The following is a 16,187-nucleotide window of genomic DNA, read 5'->3' as shown; positions in this document are numbered from 1 at the left end:
ATTTATGAACTTTGATTTTCACTTACATTCTACATTTTCAGACGGTAGTTCAACAATGGAAGATATATTTATAAAAGGCAAGGAGCTTAATTTAAATGCTATTGCAATTACAGACCATGACACTACCCTTGGGCTAAATTTAGAAAAACAGCTAAGTGAAAAATATAATATTCCGTGTATACCAGCCGCTGAATTTACAGCTGTTGAAAAGGGAGTAAAACTCCATGTATTAGGATATCATATAGATAAAGATTCTAAAGAGCTTTATAATTACTCATCAAATCTTTTAAATTATTTTGATGAAAGATCAAAAAAACAAATAAAAATACTTAGGGCAAACGGAATAGATATACCAGAAGATGAATATTTGAGGCAAAGTCAAGGTGGCCCCTTATATAGAGCAAAACTACTCAAAACTTTAGCTAACTTTGGCTACTTAGACGCTAAAGACATAATGACTAGCCTAAAAAGGTATTTTGGACCAGATGGGATCTGCTATGTGCCAGATGAATTTAAATATAATGATTTTGAAAGCACCATAAATCTTATAAAAAGAAACAAAGGTATAGCAGTTTTAGCTCATCCAATCAAAATAAAAAATAAAAATGAAGATTTATACTACGAGCTCATAAATAGTAATCTTATAGATGGTATAGAAATTTATCATCCTTCAATAACCCAAGAAATCAAGGATGAACTTGAAGACGTAGTATCAAAAAACAATCTCATAATAACTGGTGGTTCCGACTACCACGGACTATACAACAAAAAAGGAACACCACTGTCAGGAATGAATGTTCCAGACTTTGTATACCACAACTTAATGACAATCAAATAAAATCAATCAAGATTAAGCAAAATCAAATAATATTAAATGAAATTTAAATTTATACCCCAGAGACTATTCCATATTATGGTTGCACCTCTGGGGTACTTCCTTTTAATGGCTGCACCTCTGGGGTGCTTACAGTTAATTCCATAACCTTCTTAAAAGAATTTACTACCTGCTTAAAGCCTTTTCTACAAAAGCTTTATATTCCATTCTATACTTAACGTTTCTGCCACCTACAACACTTCCACCACCTCTATCACTTCCATCATCTCTATCACTTCCGATACCTTTAGCGGCTTCAATATCTTCAATTACTTCATTATCTTTGCCTTCCTCAAAAAATTTGCTATCATTCAACAAAATATTATTACTTAATACAGCATCGCTATTTATTAACCTTTCCTCTTTATTTCCTATGTACATAGAATAAGACGAGTATTTATAATCTTCCGGACACCTAACCATATTAGCTCTAACAGGATTTAAGTGTATATACCTGCTTATCTCTAATAACTTAACCTTCGTTTGTATTAAATTAGAAAAATATCTGTCTTGATATAAATGTCCTCTATAATCATATTTTTTGTTAAAATACTTAGCATACATGGAATTGAGCCTTCTCATAAAGGTCGATGCTTCCTTTTCATTTGTCTTTACAATTAAATGAACATGATTTGTCATTAAGCAATAGCAGATAATCTCATAAGAAAACTCCTCATAATAATTTAAACAATCCTTTATTAATAATAAATACATACTATAATCAGCTGAATCTTTAAAAATATCACTTTTACGATTCCCTCTAGTGGTTATATGATAACTACTATCAGGAACCCACACTCTTTTTGGTTCTGGCATTTCATCACCTCTTCATTTTTCTTAACTGTTCTTATCCATAATTATTGACAGATTAAAGAAAAATAATGCAATTTTAAACCAAATAAAGGAAGCACCCCAGAGGTGCTCCCATATAATGGGTGTACCTCAGAGGTGCTTCCAGTAACTTCCTACATTTATCTACTCACCATAAATAAAGTTATGAATTTCTTTAACGTTTTCTTCCCTTTCCCATTTAAGATAAAATATATCGTCGATATATTCATCCTTATGCGTTCCATCTATAGGAATTCTAAGTTCTTCCATACTACTATTCTTAAAACCTGACGCCTTTGAAGCCATGCCTAAAAGTTCTGTGGTGCTAATGCTAGTTTCAACATATTCACTAAAACTAGATATTAGCTTAGGATACTGAGTTACTGACATACCACTTAGTTTTCCAAGTATCTCTTGCATAACTTTTCTTTGCCTATCTGTTCTACCATAATCATTAGTGCCTACTTTTCTGATCCTAGAATAATCAACAGCTTGAGATCCTGTGAGGGTTTGCTTACCATGTTTTTTAAGACCTTTTATAAGAGGTACTTCTTCAGATGTTATATCCATTTCAATTCCACCTAAACCATCGATAATATTATCAAGTCCATCAAAGTCAACCTTTACATAATCTCTTATATCTAAATCATAATTTTCATTTACGGTCTTTATAGAAAGTTCTGGACCACCATAATGATAAGCATAATTTATCTTATTTACCTTATCATCACCAAAAAATATGTAGCTATCCCTCATAATAGATGTTACCTTTAAACTTCCTTTGCTCTTGTCCATAGAAAGAACCATCATTGAATCAGATGCATCTTCTTCATCATCTACACCAAGTAAAAGTATATTAGTTATATTTTTGTCCTTTTCTTTAGTAATCATTTCTTCATTTATTCCAAGCTCACTATCTGGCAATTTAATATCCTTATACTTCATCTTATTAGTACTTTTATAAAGAACAAAAATAACAATAAAAAGTATAGCAAATATACCTAATATTATCTTACCCTTTTGAGATTTTCCTTTAGACTTCCCCATAACTTTCACACCTTATCCTTAAATTTTATGTATTTTACAATTAATGTATCCACCTCTGAGGTGCTCCCATTAAAAGGGAGGACCTCAGAGGTGGATACATTTTCTTCCATATATTGATCTGGATTCAATAACCTTTTGGGTTATTTGATTGCCATGTCCAGGAGTCTTTGCACATATCTTTAAGTGTCTTTTCTGTTTTCCAGTTTAGCTCTTTAAGAGCTTTTGTAGGATCTGAGAAGCATGCAGCTATATCCCCTGGTCTTCTCTTTGTTATAACATAAGGTACTTTAACCCCTGTTGCTTCTTCAAAGTTTTTAACCAGGTCTAAAACACTATATCCTATGCCTGTACCAAGGTTATAGATCTTTACACCCTTAGTCCCCATAATCTTCTCTACTGCCTTTAAATGCCCTTTTGCAAGGTCAACTACATGGATATAATCCCTTACCCCTGTGCCATCATGAGTATCATAGTCATCACCAAAGATGTTTAACTTTTCCCTCTTACCTACAGCTACTTGAGTAATATATGGCATTATATTATTAGGTATCCCTTTTGGATCCTCTCCAATTCTACCACTTTCATGTGCACCTATAGGATTGAAATATCTAAGAAGGGCAATACTCCATTCATTGTCAGACACATATATATCTTGAAATATTTGCTCACCCATAAGCTTAGTACTTCCATAAGGATTAGTTGTGCTAAGCGGTAAATCCTCTGTTAAAGGTGAAATATTATTCATTCCATAAACCGTTGCTGATGAACTAAATACTATTTTCTTTACATTGTGTTTTGCCATAACTTCAGCAAGAATCAAGTTTCCTGTAATATTGTTATAATAATAATTTATAGGCATTGCTACAGATTCCCCTACAGACTTAAGCCCCGCAAAATGTATAACAGCCTCAACATTATTTTCAGAAAATACCTGACTTAGAGCATCCTTATCTAAAACATCCACCTCATAAAATTTAAACCCTTTTCCTGTTAATTCCTCTATACGATTTAAAACCTCAGGCTTACTATTAGAAAAATTATCTACTATTACAATGTCATACCCTGCATTTAATAGCTCCACAGAAGTGTGACTTCCAATATATCCTGCCCCTCCAGTAATTAGTATAGACATATAAACACCACCCTACTTTTATTTAAAAATAACTTTTACGCAAAATTCAACATTTTAAACTGCATTTTTCTGTCTTCCATCTAGTTTTCTTTTAATTAACTTTAGCGCATCAAAGAATTCTTTAACTCGTAAAAGAGTAATCATTATAACATATATTGTAGCACTAATTAGTATAGTAGCAAATAGTGAAGATATCTCTCCAATTCTTAAGATGAAGAATCCATAAGAAAATTTAGCCACTAGCCCCATAACAAGCGAAGAAATAATTATCTTAATAGAACTTGAAAGTATTATCCTCCCATTAAAGTTACCTAATTTCTTTCTTAAGCTATACATTAAAAGCATAGCACAAACAAAGGCTGATATAGAAGTAGAAAGGGCTAGTCCACCTATACCCATAAACTGTACTAAAATTAAATTTAGCACTATATTAATAACCACACCTATAACACCATTAATCATAGGCGTTCTAGTATCTTGAAGGGAATAAAATGCTCTGTTTAATATATCCCTCATGCCGTAAAATATAACCCCTAAAGAATAAAATGTAAGAGCAATAGATGTCATCTCCACTGAACTTTGGTTAAATTCCCCTCTTTCAAATACAAACTTAACCACAGGAGTACTTAATACTATAATCCCAACTGTTGCTGGTATCATTATTAAATTTATATTATTTATAGACTTACTTATGTACATCTTAAACTTTTTCATATTTCCTTCATTAGCTTCACTTGCAAATGTAGGATACATAACAGTAACTATAGCAGCTCCAAATATAGAATACACAAGGTTATTCACCTTACCTGCAAAATTCATAGCTGATATGCTACCCTCTGGAAGACCAGAGCCTATAGTTTTATCTACCAAAGCATTAATTTGATTCACACTAGCTCCTATAAGTATAGGTAATATAAGTGTTAACATCTTCTTTATTCTTTTATCTTTAAAATTAATAAAAAACTTATATTTATATTTATGTTTAATTAGCCACGGAAGTTGAACTAGAACTTGCATAGCGCCACCTATTACAGTGACTACCATAAGACCTTCAATGGAAACATTACCCATTAATATGTATCCTATTATAGGTAAATTCATCATAAAGCCAACTAGTGCTGGTGCTGTAAAGTCTTCTAATGTCTGAAGTATAGCCACATATCCACTATTCATAGACATAAATAATATATTAATAACACTAATTCTAGTAAGAGCTACGGTTAAATCGTAAGTCTTTCCAACAAATTTTGGAGCTATTACTCGCACCAATGCAGGTGCAAAAACCCATCCTAGGGCACATAACACAATGGAAACACAAAAGAGTATATTCATTACATTATTAGCAAAGTCAAACATATCCCGCTTTCCCTTATCCCTATAGGTTTCAATTAATATAGGTATAAAAGTGGTAGTTATAGCAAGTCCGAATATACCAAAAAGCATGTTTGGTATAGTAATTGCCATGTTATAGGCATCCGTTTGAAAAGTAGTACCAAAGGCCTTAGCTATTAACGTATCCCTTAAAAATCCCACAATCTTACTTAAAATCGTTATTATTATTACTATACTAGCAGATTTAACTACCTTATTCTTTCCCATAATTCCTCCATTAACCTTCATATATACATATATCTACAATAATATATCTATATAAAATAATAAATTAAGTAGGGCAAAATACTTACCCTACTCAGCTTTTATTTCCATTATACTTCTATTTGCCCACATCGTCCAACTAAATTTTTTCATCTATTTTTAAATGATATCAGTTGAATTTTTTCATCTATTTTTAGATGATATAAGTTGAATTTTTTCCATCTATTTTTTAATAATATTAGTTAAATATTTAAGGAAATCATCCTTTAGGTCATCTCTTCTAAGCGCGTACTCAACAGTTGCTTCTAAGAAGCCTTGTTTGTCTCCTACATCATATCTTCTGCCTATGAAATTATAACCATACATATTTTCCTTCTTGGCAAGCTCTTTTAAGGCATCTGTAAGCTGAATTTCTCCCCCTTTTCCAGCCTTTGTATGTTCTAGTATTTCAAATATTGATGGATTTATTATGTATCTACCTAATATAGCTACATTTGACGGTGCACAATCTACCGAAGGCTTTTCTACTAAATCCTTTACATTATATACTCTATCTTCTATAATACTTCCATCTACTATTCCATATTTATTTACATCTTTTTTATCTACTTCTTGAACTCCTAGTATACTTGTTTCATACTTATCATAAACCTCGATCATCTGCTTTAAACAAGGCTTTTCTTCATTATAAACTATGTCATCTCCAAGAAGAACTGCAAAAGGTTCATTTCCTATAAAGCTTTTTGCACAATATATAGCATGACCTAAACCCTTAGGTTCCTTTTGTCTAATGTAGTGAATATTTACCATATCAGAAATTTTTCTTACCTCTTCTAATAAATCAGTCTTTCCCTTTTTCTCAAGTTCAAGCTCTAGTTCTACGGATTTATCGAAATGATTTTCTATTGAGGTTTTATTTCTTCCTGTGATAATTAAAATTTCTTCTATACCTGAGTCTACAGCCTCTTCTATTATGTATTGAAGTGTTGGCTTATCTACTATAGGTAGCATTTCCTTTGGTTGAGCCTTTGTAGCAGGTAAGAATCTAGTACCAAGTCCTGCTGCAGGTATTATTGCTTTACGTACTTTCATCATCATCTTCCTCTCTTTAACTGTTAAATCATATATATAATAATATTTTTGTTACCTTATTTATTTTACTTCTTATATTTGTTGAAAACTTCAACTATATCAGAATAACATCATGTGCCCTTTGGATTATTAACCTTACAATTGCCATTTACCATAGCCCCTGTAATCTTAATTACCTCTTTAACGGAAGTTGCTCCTTTTTCTATTATTGCCTTATCTATATCTTGTTCAGTTACTTTGTTGCAATAACAAACATATTCCAACTTAGTTGAATCATTTGGCTTTTCCACATTTTCCGTATTACTCATAGTACCCTCCATATTAGTTAAAGTAAGTCTCAAAATTATGTATACCTTATTCCTTTATTAATATATTGTACCTCTACTTTATGGTAAAGACAATAATAGCATCTTGACCTTATACAGATTCTAATTGTAACTTATTTGAATATAGGGTATATTATTTTATTGGAACTACTATTTTACCGACCTTTTCTGATCCTCTAATAAATGTTACGTTTAAGTTTACGCTTTCTGTAGGCACTCCAAATGTAACACTTGATTTACATTTCCCCCCTACAGGAACTTCTTTTGGTGTTCTGTTATCGTCATATACTGGATAATAACCAAGAACATTTCCCTCATCATCTAATACTTGAAATGCATATTCATCAATATATAAGTCTTGTCCCAAACTTTCACCAAAGCTAATATTTGAATAGGTATAATCTAATATAACCACCATTTTAGCTTCTATATCTGAAAATTCATTTCTTTTTTCTGTGACTCTAGCCCCTTCTATAGTAAGAATATAGTTACCATTGTCAGTTTGAACATTAAATGGTTCATTTAATGTTATCTCTTTAACTTCAGCTTTGAATTTTTCATCAGTGGCAATATTTGAATTTAAAGAAGAACTTTTTATATTAATTAATAAAGTCATTAATGCATCATTAGTAACTACTTCCCATTGACCATCTTTTTTAATTAATGAAACATCTTCTGTTCTATCAGTATATTTAATATTATCAATACACTTAGATAATATATCATCATCCATATTCTTTGATTGTTCTTCTGTTAATTTATTAGTAGAAAAAGCTTGTGTTAATCCATTTGAAAATACTTGTTGGATATAATCTAACATTGCCGCAGCTATATCCGGGCCATTAACTTTTACATTTACGGTAGCAGCATCACCATCTATTTTTTCAGAATTTATAGTATAAGATATTTTTTTCATAGCATCCACTAATTTTTGACTGTTTTCTTCTGATATATCTCCTTCTTTTTTTTCTTCTGTTTCTTTTCTTTCATCAAATAACTTATTAAGATCACCACTTTTACCTGTTTTAATTTCTTCTAAATAACTTTTCATAGTATTAGATGGTGATTTACTACCACACCCATATACTCCAATGGCTAATATCAAAATTAGTGCAATGGAGGTTATCTTTTTAAGTTTTTTCATAATTATTCTCCCTTAAATTTATAGATAGTGTTAACACTATCTATTTATTCCCCACCATCATTTTACAATATATTTCAATATTAATCAAAATATTCATCTGCAAAAAAACTACCAAATCTATCTCTAAATTTGGTAGTTAATACTTAAAATTTATTTTTTTTATAAAATCCTCTATTTATAAAGCTTTATAAAGTTCCAATGCTATCTTGCTATAGGTCTTGGTATACTTATACCATATGTATAAGTACTCTCCAACTATTTCTCCAACACTCTCTTTATAAAGTGCCCATACAAACCAGTAATATCCTGAGATTGCAACGTAGGCTAGATAATGTCTCATTTCTATATCTGTTAAATCTCTTCCAAAATAGATCTTTAGTACTTCCATAGCTTCTTCTTTGGTGTAATCGGAGCAACAGATGAAGGTACCTAAATCGCTAGCTGGATCAGAGTTTCCGGAATACTCCCAATCAATTAAATACATAGTCTTTCCATCTGTAAGGAAGTTTGGAGCATAACAATCATTATGACATATCCTTTTTTGAATACCATCACTTTCAACAAGATCGTATAGTTTAGTAATGGAAGTCCTTAGCTCTTCAAAGTCCTCGAAAGTTGAAGAATTATTCTTACCTGTTAACATAATAAGCTTTTCTGCCTCTTCATATATATTAAAATCCCATTTTGATACAACATTCGCATCATGTATCTTTCTAACTAAAGCTAAGCCCTTCTTTACATCCTCCATATTATGATAATCAAAATCTATGGAGTTATCCATGTAGTGAGAGATCTTCCAACCTTCATCCTCGCTTATGTAAATCAAGGTGTTATCAATGCCTAATTCTTTTGCTAAGTTTTGTGACTTTGCTTCACTTGCTCTATTAATAATCTCCTCTGTGCCAGCGCCTGGATGTCTATAAACATATCTTTTACCCTTACATTCAAAAAGAAAAGAGGTGTTTGTGAGTCCCTTGTTAATAGGTGCAATGTTTTTAATGTCAGCTTCACTACATTTAAGTACTTTGCAGATGTTTTTTAATATTTTTGACTCTGTGTTATTTATATATTTTGAATCAAACTTTCTTAAATCCTCTAAGGTATCAAATTCAAATATTGTGCCCTCTTCATACTTTCTTATGTACATATCTAGTTTATCTATATGTTTAATATAAATATCTTCCCAAAGCATTTTATCGAGGCCCGGTTCATTATATTCTGCTAAAAGAATATCTAAGAACCTTTTAGAAAACTCTTTAGAAAAATAAACATGGCCAATCATGAACCACTGATTTTCACCAGCCACAGTAACATTTGTTATTCTTCCCTTTGAATCATTTTTTATACAATATTCATCTGTATATTCTTTACTAAACATTGCAGCATAATAAGAATCATAAACATGAGACTCAAAAACATTTTCCGCAAAATAATTATCACTAGAACATATGTAGGAATTCTTTAAATACTTTTGAGCTACATACAAAGTAGAATTATTGTTACGTTTATAATAATCATTATTTATTAAAATCTTCACATTATATTTATCCTCTAAATAGAAAAACTTCTCTTTCATATATCCTACAACTACAATTATTTCATCAATTCCAGCTTCTCTTAGTTGCTTTATTTGCCTTTCAATAAGCCTTTCTTCCTTAACCTCTAATAACCCCTTAGGATACTCATAAGACAAAGGCGCAAACCTTGAAGAAAGTCCCGCAGCCATTATCACAGCATTATCTACCTTATGCTTATCAAGCTCTATGATACCAATCTTTGTTAGTGAATAATCCTGAACAAACATCTTATCCTCTAAAATCTTTAAATCTTTATCTATATTTTCTAAAGATAAATCACAAAGTCTTGATAGTTCTTCCTCGGATTTTATATGATTTTTAAATAGTGTATATAAAATTGAAAATTGTTCTTTTGTCATTGGAGTACACCCCTTATTAATATATTTATTCGTATCTAATTAATATAACTTCGTGTATTTAACTAATTTAATTTTCATTATATATTATATACCTATTTATGTGAAATTTAAAATCTTTAGTGTTAATGTCTTAGGATAAGTACTACTATTACTCGGATCCATCTTAATATAAGTATTGCCCTCCCCACCGCAGTTTTCCATTTTATTCTACCCTGGGTTCCTTGTGAGGACATGCTTTGCTGGACTCACTTGCTACAATTATAAAGATATTTAACTATTTGCTCTCATTTTTAATCTGAAAATTCATTAAAAAAGCATTTCATTAAATTTTACTCTAATGAAATGCTTATCTCTGGTAATTTTCTGGACCTTGAGGTGTTAGATGGAGACGAAGTTACCCTTTTGCTATTTGCGATTGCTAATATTTCTGCTTAAGCGCAGTTTTCCATTTTATTCTACCTTGGGTTCCTTATACAACCTTTTGTTTTTAAACTACTCGAATTTTTCGAGCAGTTGATGTTAGTACAAAATATTGGATATACTCTTTCATTATTTTTCATTATTAACTGTACCCAAATATTTTTTAACATACTTATCAAAATCAGATTGTATTGGTTGCATTTTATTGTATTCGTTATATTCTTCTACTGCTTTTTTATCTGCTTGTGCTTTTGAAATTGTACCATTATATGCAAGTATTTTATATTCATTGAATTCTAGAAATTTAGCCACACTATTTGCAAATTGCTCCATTGTGAATGTTTCCCTATTATCAATAACATTTTCAATATAATCAAAGAAAGCCGATATTGCTCTTTCCAATTTTTTTATTTCTTTCTCCGTCAAATAATTTTTCGCTATTTTCACATCAGAAACTAGAATTCTTCCTTGCGGACTATTTTTCCATGTTGATAACCCCATATGAGGCTCATTTTTATTTGCTTTATAATAAATAATTTCAGCAGCCGTTTTACCAGTTATTGCATAATGGAATTTATTTTGGACTGTAGCATAAAACGCTTTTGTAACTTCAGATTTAGGGTCATAATCAATACTACATTCAGCAAATATATCAGTAATTTGTTGATATATCCTTCTCTCACTTGCACGTATAGAACGAATTCTTTCCAGAAGTTCCTTGAAATAGTCATTTCCAAATACTCTCTCACTTTGCTTTAATCTTTCATCATCTAAAGCAAACCCTTTGACGATATATTCCTTCAAAACCTTTGTTGCCCATATTCTAAACTGAGTTGCTCTCCTTGAATTAACTCTATATCCAACTGCTATAATCATATCTAAATTATAAAAAACAATATCTCTTGCAACGTCTCTGTTTCCTTCTTTTTGAACTACTCGAAAATTTCGAGTAGTTGGTATTTCATCAAGCTCTTCGCTTTTATAAATTTCTTTTATGTGATAATTTATAGTATGTGCTTCAACTTCAAATAATTCTCCTATCAACTTTTGAGATAGCCACAGTGTATCATCTTCTAAATATAATTTTAATTTTACATCACCATCTTCAGCTGTATAGAGAACAAATTGATTAATACTTTCCATTATAATACCCTCTTTTCAAATTAGCTTTTCATTGTATTTATTGTATTATAACATTAAGTGTTTTGGTATACTACACACTTACTTCGCTTATTATAATCACACTAAAGCCTCATAGCTTGTCTTGTCCAAATACCATTCTCACTTCGCCCTCACCATTCAATCATGTTTTCTCTTAAAAGCCTTGTAATTCAAGGCTTTTCATTTATCCGATGGCTACCATCCGTAACACACCCATCCTCTTCAATGTGGGAGATGACGGCTGCTACGCCCCTGGATAAGTTCTTCTTTGCGATTGCTAATATTTCTGTTTAAGCCAGTTTTCCATTTTATTCTACCCTGGGTTCCTTGTGAGGAGATGCTTTGCTGGAATCACTTGCTAAATCGACATTGTAATTTCAAATATTTTGGGTGTTTTTTATTATTAACATTCATCGCTTTAAAGTATTTCCATACACAATATTACTATAGATACATTTTAATTTACGCAGTACGTATGTTTACATTTTCTATAGCCTGTTTTGGAAGCTTTTATTGTTGCAACCTATATTTATTTTCATAAAATCACTCTCACGTGGCATAATAAAAAGGCATTTCATTAAAATTCACTCTAATGAAATACTTTCACTCTTTAATCATTTAGGGGCCCGGAAGAGCTATATATTGATTAAAGATTTTAACTTTATATCTAACATAATTATTGAAAGTATCCAAATAACTATACCTTGATAAATATAAACATTGTAGCAATATTTATTAAAATAATAAATTAAAAAAACAATTATTAAAGATGGTAATGATTCTAGTAAATCTTTAAATCCTAACTCTACATTTTTAACCATCTTATAGTCATTTGATCTTAATTCTGATGGTTTATTATGAAAAATTAATATTAAATTATTTAATGCTACTGTACATACACCTAAATTTAATAATGTTATATAATAATCAACCGCTAAATTTGTTTTTCTAATGAAAAAATAAATAACTGAACTAATAAATACTATAGAAAATGTTAACGTAATTGAAAATACATTTTTACTTACAATATACGAAACTACTTTACCCTTTTTACATAAATTGTCCATATCAGATTTAGCTATATAATCTGCAACAAAATTGTATCTGCAGGCCATAGTTACAATAGTTAAAATAATTATTGTATATTCAGCTTCTAACTTAGGAGCATTTAAACGAAACCCCACTAATAAAACTAGTACCCCGAAAAAAAAGGAGCAAATTTCTTTTTTTTCAGCATAGAAAAATAATTTTATGCTTTGTTTTAACCAATACATTTCGCACCTCGCTATTTATAATTTAATAACATTTTACCATAAAGTAAATTAGCCTGTCCTATTTCCTTATTATAAAACCTATAAGGTACTTCCTTGAGTTGTTTTTATCTAACTACTACTGGTATCTATGAAAGTCCACTATAATCATCTCTTCTGTCTTTTCATCATAAATAACCTTTCCATAATCCTCGAACCTTTTAATCAAATCTTTTATCTTCTCATTACTCAGGCTAAGCTCAGATTCAGCAAACTTAAGTGGAAATTTATATCTACCACACTGGTTAGTTTTTCGATTATTCATTAAATAAAAATAGAAGCTCTTCTCTTCAAAAGGTAAGCTCACCACAAAAAAAGATCGGAAATAATTCCGATCCATTTTAAGTGCTAGTTGTTAATTGTTAATTCTTAATTGCTAATTGATTTTACTTTTCTCTTCCATTAATGCAATTAAGGCATTTATCTCTCCTCCAAGAAGGATTATGATAGAACTTAAAAATACCCAGGTCATTAGAACTATAACTGCCCCTATACTTCCATAAAATCTGGAAAAATTATTGAAATTATTAACATAGTAGGAAAATCCTAATGATACTCCAATCCAGCTTATAGTTGTAAATATAGCTCCTGGAATTACCTCTTTCCATGTAAGCCTTCTAGCTGGAGTATATCTATAAAGAACAGCAAATAGAAAGTTAGTTGTAAATATTATTATTATATACTTAAGCACTCCCCAGACCCAAGTTATAAAACTTGGACTAAAGTAATCATATTTTAATAAAAAGCCTCTTATTACACCACCAAATACTAAAAGAATAAGATTAATTATAATTATTGCTACAATGGTTATGGTAAATAATATGGATATTAATTTCACTTTAATGAACCCTCTTGTTTCATTTTCGTCGTAGGCTTTGTTTAGACCTTTTATTACAGCGCTAAATCCTGCTGAGGCACTCCAAATACTTAAGATCAAACTTAAAGATAGTAGGCTACCATTTTGTGATTCTACAATGTCTAGCACTATGCTTGAAACTAAATCATAAACGCTTACAGGTAAAAATGCTTCTAGAGCCTTTAATACTTGAACACTGTCTAAGGACAAAAATCCAATCATAGTAAGTAAAAATATAAGGAAAGGAAAGAATGATAAAACAAGACTATATGCAAGTTGAGATGATAGGGCTACTATCTCATCTTCCTTAAATTTTTTTATAAGTCCAAAAAATAATATTCTAGCGTCCACATGATATCCTAAAACTTTTTTCAGTTCATTCCACCCCTTTCTTTTATAACCTTTCTTTATTATATATTCTATTTAAGTATATTTCAAATATAACCTATTATAGAAGTGGATGGTTTCTTAATTAATGGCTTTTATTAGACAACATTACTACTGTTTAAAATTAAAAACCTTGTGGCCTATGAGGTTCCACAAGGTTTTTAATTTTTCTTGCCTATTTATATAATTTAATTAGTTTACATAATTTCTTTCCACTATATATTTTTAATATAAATGCTGCCTTTTTTATATATTGTGATTTAGGTTAGTTTATTAGTCTATGCATTTTAGCATTTCTTGTCTTAGTTTTTCTATTATCCTATCTTTTCTTTTAGAAACTAGTGAATAATTAAGTCCTTTAAGCTTTGCATAACTTTTTATTCCACCGTAACCTTTTGAAAATACCATGTCTATAAGTTCTCTTTCTTCTTTCTTTAATATCTCTAAAGCCTGAAAAAGGTTTTCCATCTCTTCTTTTCCTATTATATTATCTTCTAAGTTAAACTCATCTTCTATAGTATTTATATACTCCACGCCTTCTTTTGATTTTTTATTTAGGCTTGTCTCAAAATTGGCCCTTGACTTTTGCCTTATAATGTAATAATAATTAAACTTAATAGATTGTTTTAAATAATATCCGAATTCTACGCCTTTTTCTGGATCATATTTTGTGATAGCTTTAAGTATGGAGTTAAATCCTTCTTGAACTAGGTCCTCAGCATCGTAACCTTTAATATAGATGTTTCTAGATAAGCTATACACTAGGGGTGTATACTTCTCTAATAAAGATGTTTTAGCCTCTTCATCTCCGTCTTTAGCTCTTTTAATTATTTCTTCCATTTCCTTTTCCATTTACTTTTCCTCCTCATATTTTAGATTTTTTACTTTGGTTTTTGTGGAATTAAAAGATTTGGTTACTAAGATGTTTTTGAACTTAAGTTCTTTCTGTAAATATAGTATATAAGTATTGAAGTTTATTTGCAATATATTTCCATAGACTTTTTCTCTTATATTTCGACAGTGTGTTCGCATCTTAACTTTGGTAAAAGAAAACAAAAAAGGTAAACATACATAATATATGCCTACCCTCTTAAAGTTACCCATATTATTCTTTTGATTTGCTTATTCCTGAAACTAGTACTGTTCCTGTGAATGTTATTAGACAGCCTAATATAAGTTGTGCATTCACTGGTGATTTAAAGAATATAACTTGTATTATTATTGCCCATATAGCGTAAGTGATATTTAGCGAGGTACTTTTTGCTGCACCTATGGTACTTATTGCTTTGTAATAAAACATATAAGATGTAGTCCCAACTAAGGCTGTTATTATAAGCCATATAGCTACTGGGCTTAACATAATATCAAAGGCCATTACGGCGCCGCCTACTATTGGAAGTATTATAATCCCATAAAATATAGCTGATGTAAGCTGCCTTATATTTAAAGCCTCTTCTGCCGTTACATCTTCTTTCATTCCATAGGCGCAGATAACACTTTCAAGTCCCCATCCAAGAACGGTTCCCATGGCAAATAATATTCCTATTAAAAACCCACCTCCAGTATTAAACTCTGAGGGCTGATATCCTAGGACTATTACTCCTGTGATACTTAAGATTATACCAATCCATTCCCTTTTTCCTAGCTCTTCTTTTAAAAATACAAAGGCAAAGAAGGCTCCAATGGCTGGATATATGGAGGTTATAGATGCTGCATAGGAAGGTCCTATATACTTTACACTTAGCATATAACAGGTCATACCTAAGGGTCCTCCAAGCAGTGCTCCTAGCATTATGAACTTACCGCTTCTAGTATTTAATGCTTTAAGTACATTTCTAAATTCCCCCTTGAAAACATGGTACAATGTGATCCATACAGCTGAAAATAAATCATGTAAAAATGTACTTATGAAAGGAGCTAAAAGTATTGTTTTGTCTGTAGATATAAAGTTTGACATAGATAGTATAACCCCTATTAAAACTGTATCTACTCCCCAGGTTATACCAGAAATTAAACCGTAGCCCGTTCCTTTTTTAGAAGACCTTTTATTAATATCCAATAGGATTCTCCCCCTC

At 30.7% G+C, this 16,187-nt stretch carries 15 protein-coding genes; 1 reads left to right on the top strand and 14 read right to left on the bottom strand.

All coding sequences use genetic code 11. The annotated features are described in order from the left end of the window. Positions 1–4 precede the first annotated feature (4 nt). Entirely contained in the window at positions 5–838 is an 834-nt protein-coding gene (locus BV55_RS0107290) for a PHP domain-containing protein (RefSeq protein WP_029452174.1), read from the top strand. Positions 839–1,000: 162 nt separating this feature from the next. Here BV55_RS0107290 and BV55_RS0107285 read toward each other — a convergent pair whose 3' ends face one another. The 14 genes from BV55_RS0107285 to BV55_RS0107215 all read right to left on the bottom strand — a co-directional run bounded on the left by BV55_RS0107285 (position 1,001) and on the right by BV55_RS0107215 (position 16,171). Then, positions 1,001–1,690 (bottom strand): REP-associated tyrosine transposase, encoded by a 690-nt coding sequence (locus tag BV55_RS0107285; RefSeq protein ID WP_242850861.1) that lies wholly within the window; start codon positions 1,688–1,690, stop codon positions 1,001–1,003. 159 nt (positions 1,691–1,849) lie between these two features. Next, positions 1,850–2,752 carry an LCP family protein gene (locus BV55_RS0107280; protein ID WP_051652441.1) on the bottom strand — a complete coding sequence of 301 codons (903 nt, stop codon included), beginning with the start codon at positions 2,750–2,752 and terminating at the stop codon, positions 1,850–1,852. Between the two features lie 124 nt (positions 2,753–2,876). Further along, positions 2,877–3,884 carry a UDP-glucose 4-epimerase GalE gene (galE, locus tag BV55_RS0107270; RefSeq protein WP_029452170.1) on the bottom strand — a complete coding sequence of 336 codons (1,008 nt, stop codon included), beginning with the start codon at positions 3,882–3,884 and terminating at the stop codon, positions 2,877–2,879. A 54-nt stretch (positions 3,885–3,938) separates the two neighbouring features. After that, positions 3,939–5,483: a murein biosynthesis integral membrane protein MurJ gene (murJ, locus tag BV55_RS0107265; protein ID WP_029452169.1), complete on the bottom strand. Its 1,545-nt coding sequence runs from the start codon at positions 5,481–5,483 to the stop codon at positions 3,939–3,941. 219 nt (positions 5,484–5,702) lie between these two features. Beyond that, entirely contained in the window at positions 5,703–6,578 is an 876-nt protein-coding gene (gene galU / locus BV55_RS0107260) for a UTP--glucose-1-phosphate uridylyltransferase GalU (RefSeq protein ID WP_029452168.1), read from the bottom strand. Between the two features lie 104 nt (positions 6,579–6,682). Then, entirely contained in the window at positions 6,683–6,880 is a 198-nt protein-coding gene (locus tag BV55_RS0107255; RefSeq protein WP_051652440.1) for a (2Fe-2S)-binding protein, read from the bottom strand. A gap of 151 nt (positions 6,881–7,031) precedes the next feature. Beyond that, the gene (locus BV55_RS0107250; RefSeq protein ID WP_029452166.1) at positions 7,032–8,042 is read right to left on the bottom strand and encodes a DUF4878 domain-containing protein; all 1,011 of its coding nucleotides are present in this window, start codon (positions 8,040–8,042) and stop codon (positions 7,032–7,034) included. A 175-nt stretch (positions 8,043–8,217) separates the two neighbouring features. After that, entirely contained in the window at positions 8,218–9,978 is a 1,761-nt protein-coding gene (locus BV55_RS0107245) for an NTP transferase domain-containing protein (protein ID WP_029452165.1), read from the bottom strand. A 549-nt stretch (positions 9,979–10,527) separates the two neighbouring features. Continuing rightward, positions 10,528–11,541: a virulence RhuM family protein gene (locus BV55_RS0107240; protein ID WP_029452164.1), complete on the bottom strand. Its 1,014-nt coding sequence runs from the start codon at positions 11,539–11,541 to the stop codon at positions 10,528–10,530. A gap of 653 nt (positions 11,542–12,194) precedes the next feature. Further along, positions 12,195–12,833, bottom strand: coding sequence for a hypothetical protein (locus BV55_RS0107235; protein WP_029452162.1), 639 nt, complete (start codon positions 12,831–12,833; stop codon positions 12,195–12,197). A 115-nt stretch (positions 12,834–12,948) separates the two neighbouring features. Beyond that, complete coding sequence (locus tag BV55_RS0107230) at positions 12,949–13,134, bottom strand: hypothetical protein (RefSeq protein ID WP_029452161.1); 186 nt, start codon at positions 13,132–13,134, stop codon at positions 12,949–12,951. Positions 13,135–13,245: 111 nt separating this feature from the next. Next, a complete protein-coding gene (locus BV55_RS0107225; RefSeq protein WP_051652439.1) occupies positions 13,246–14,076 on the bottom strand; it encodes a YihY/virulence factor BrkB family protein in 831 nt (276 codons plus the stop codon). 309 nt (positions 14,077–14,385) lie between these two features. Then, positions 14,386–14,964: a sigma-70 family RNA polymerase sigma factor gene (locus BV55_RS0107220; RefSeq protein ID WP_051652438.1), complete on the bottom strand. Its 579-nt coding sequence runs from the start codon at positions 14,962–14,964 to the stop codon at positions 14,386–14,388. Between the two features lie 253 nt (positions 14,965–15,217). Beyond that, entirely contained in the window at positions 15,218–16,171 is a 954-nt protein-coding gene (locus BV55_RS0107215) for a DMT family transporter (protein WP_035794301.1), read from the bottom strand. Positions 16,172–16,187 lie beyond the last annotated feature (16 nt).

Source organism: Clostridium algidicarnis, from assembly GCF_000703125.1.
Classification (GTDB): domain Bacteria; phylum Bacillota; class Clostridia; order Clostridiales; family Clostridiaceae; genus Clostridium_L; species Clostridium_L algidicarnis.
This window is presented reverse-complemented; position numbering and strand designations above follow the sequence as displayed.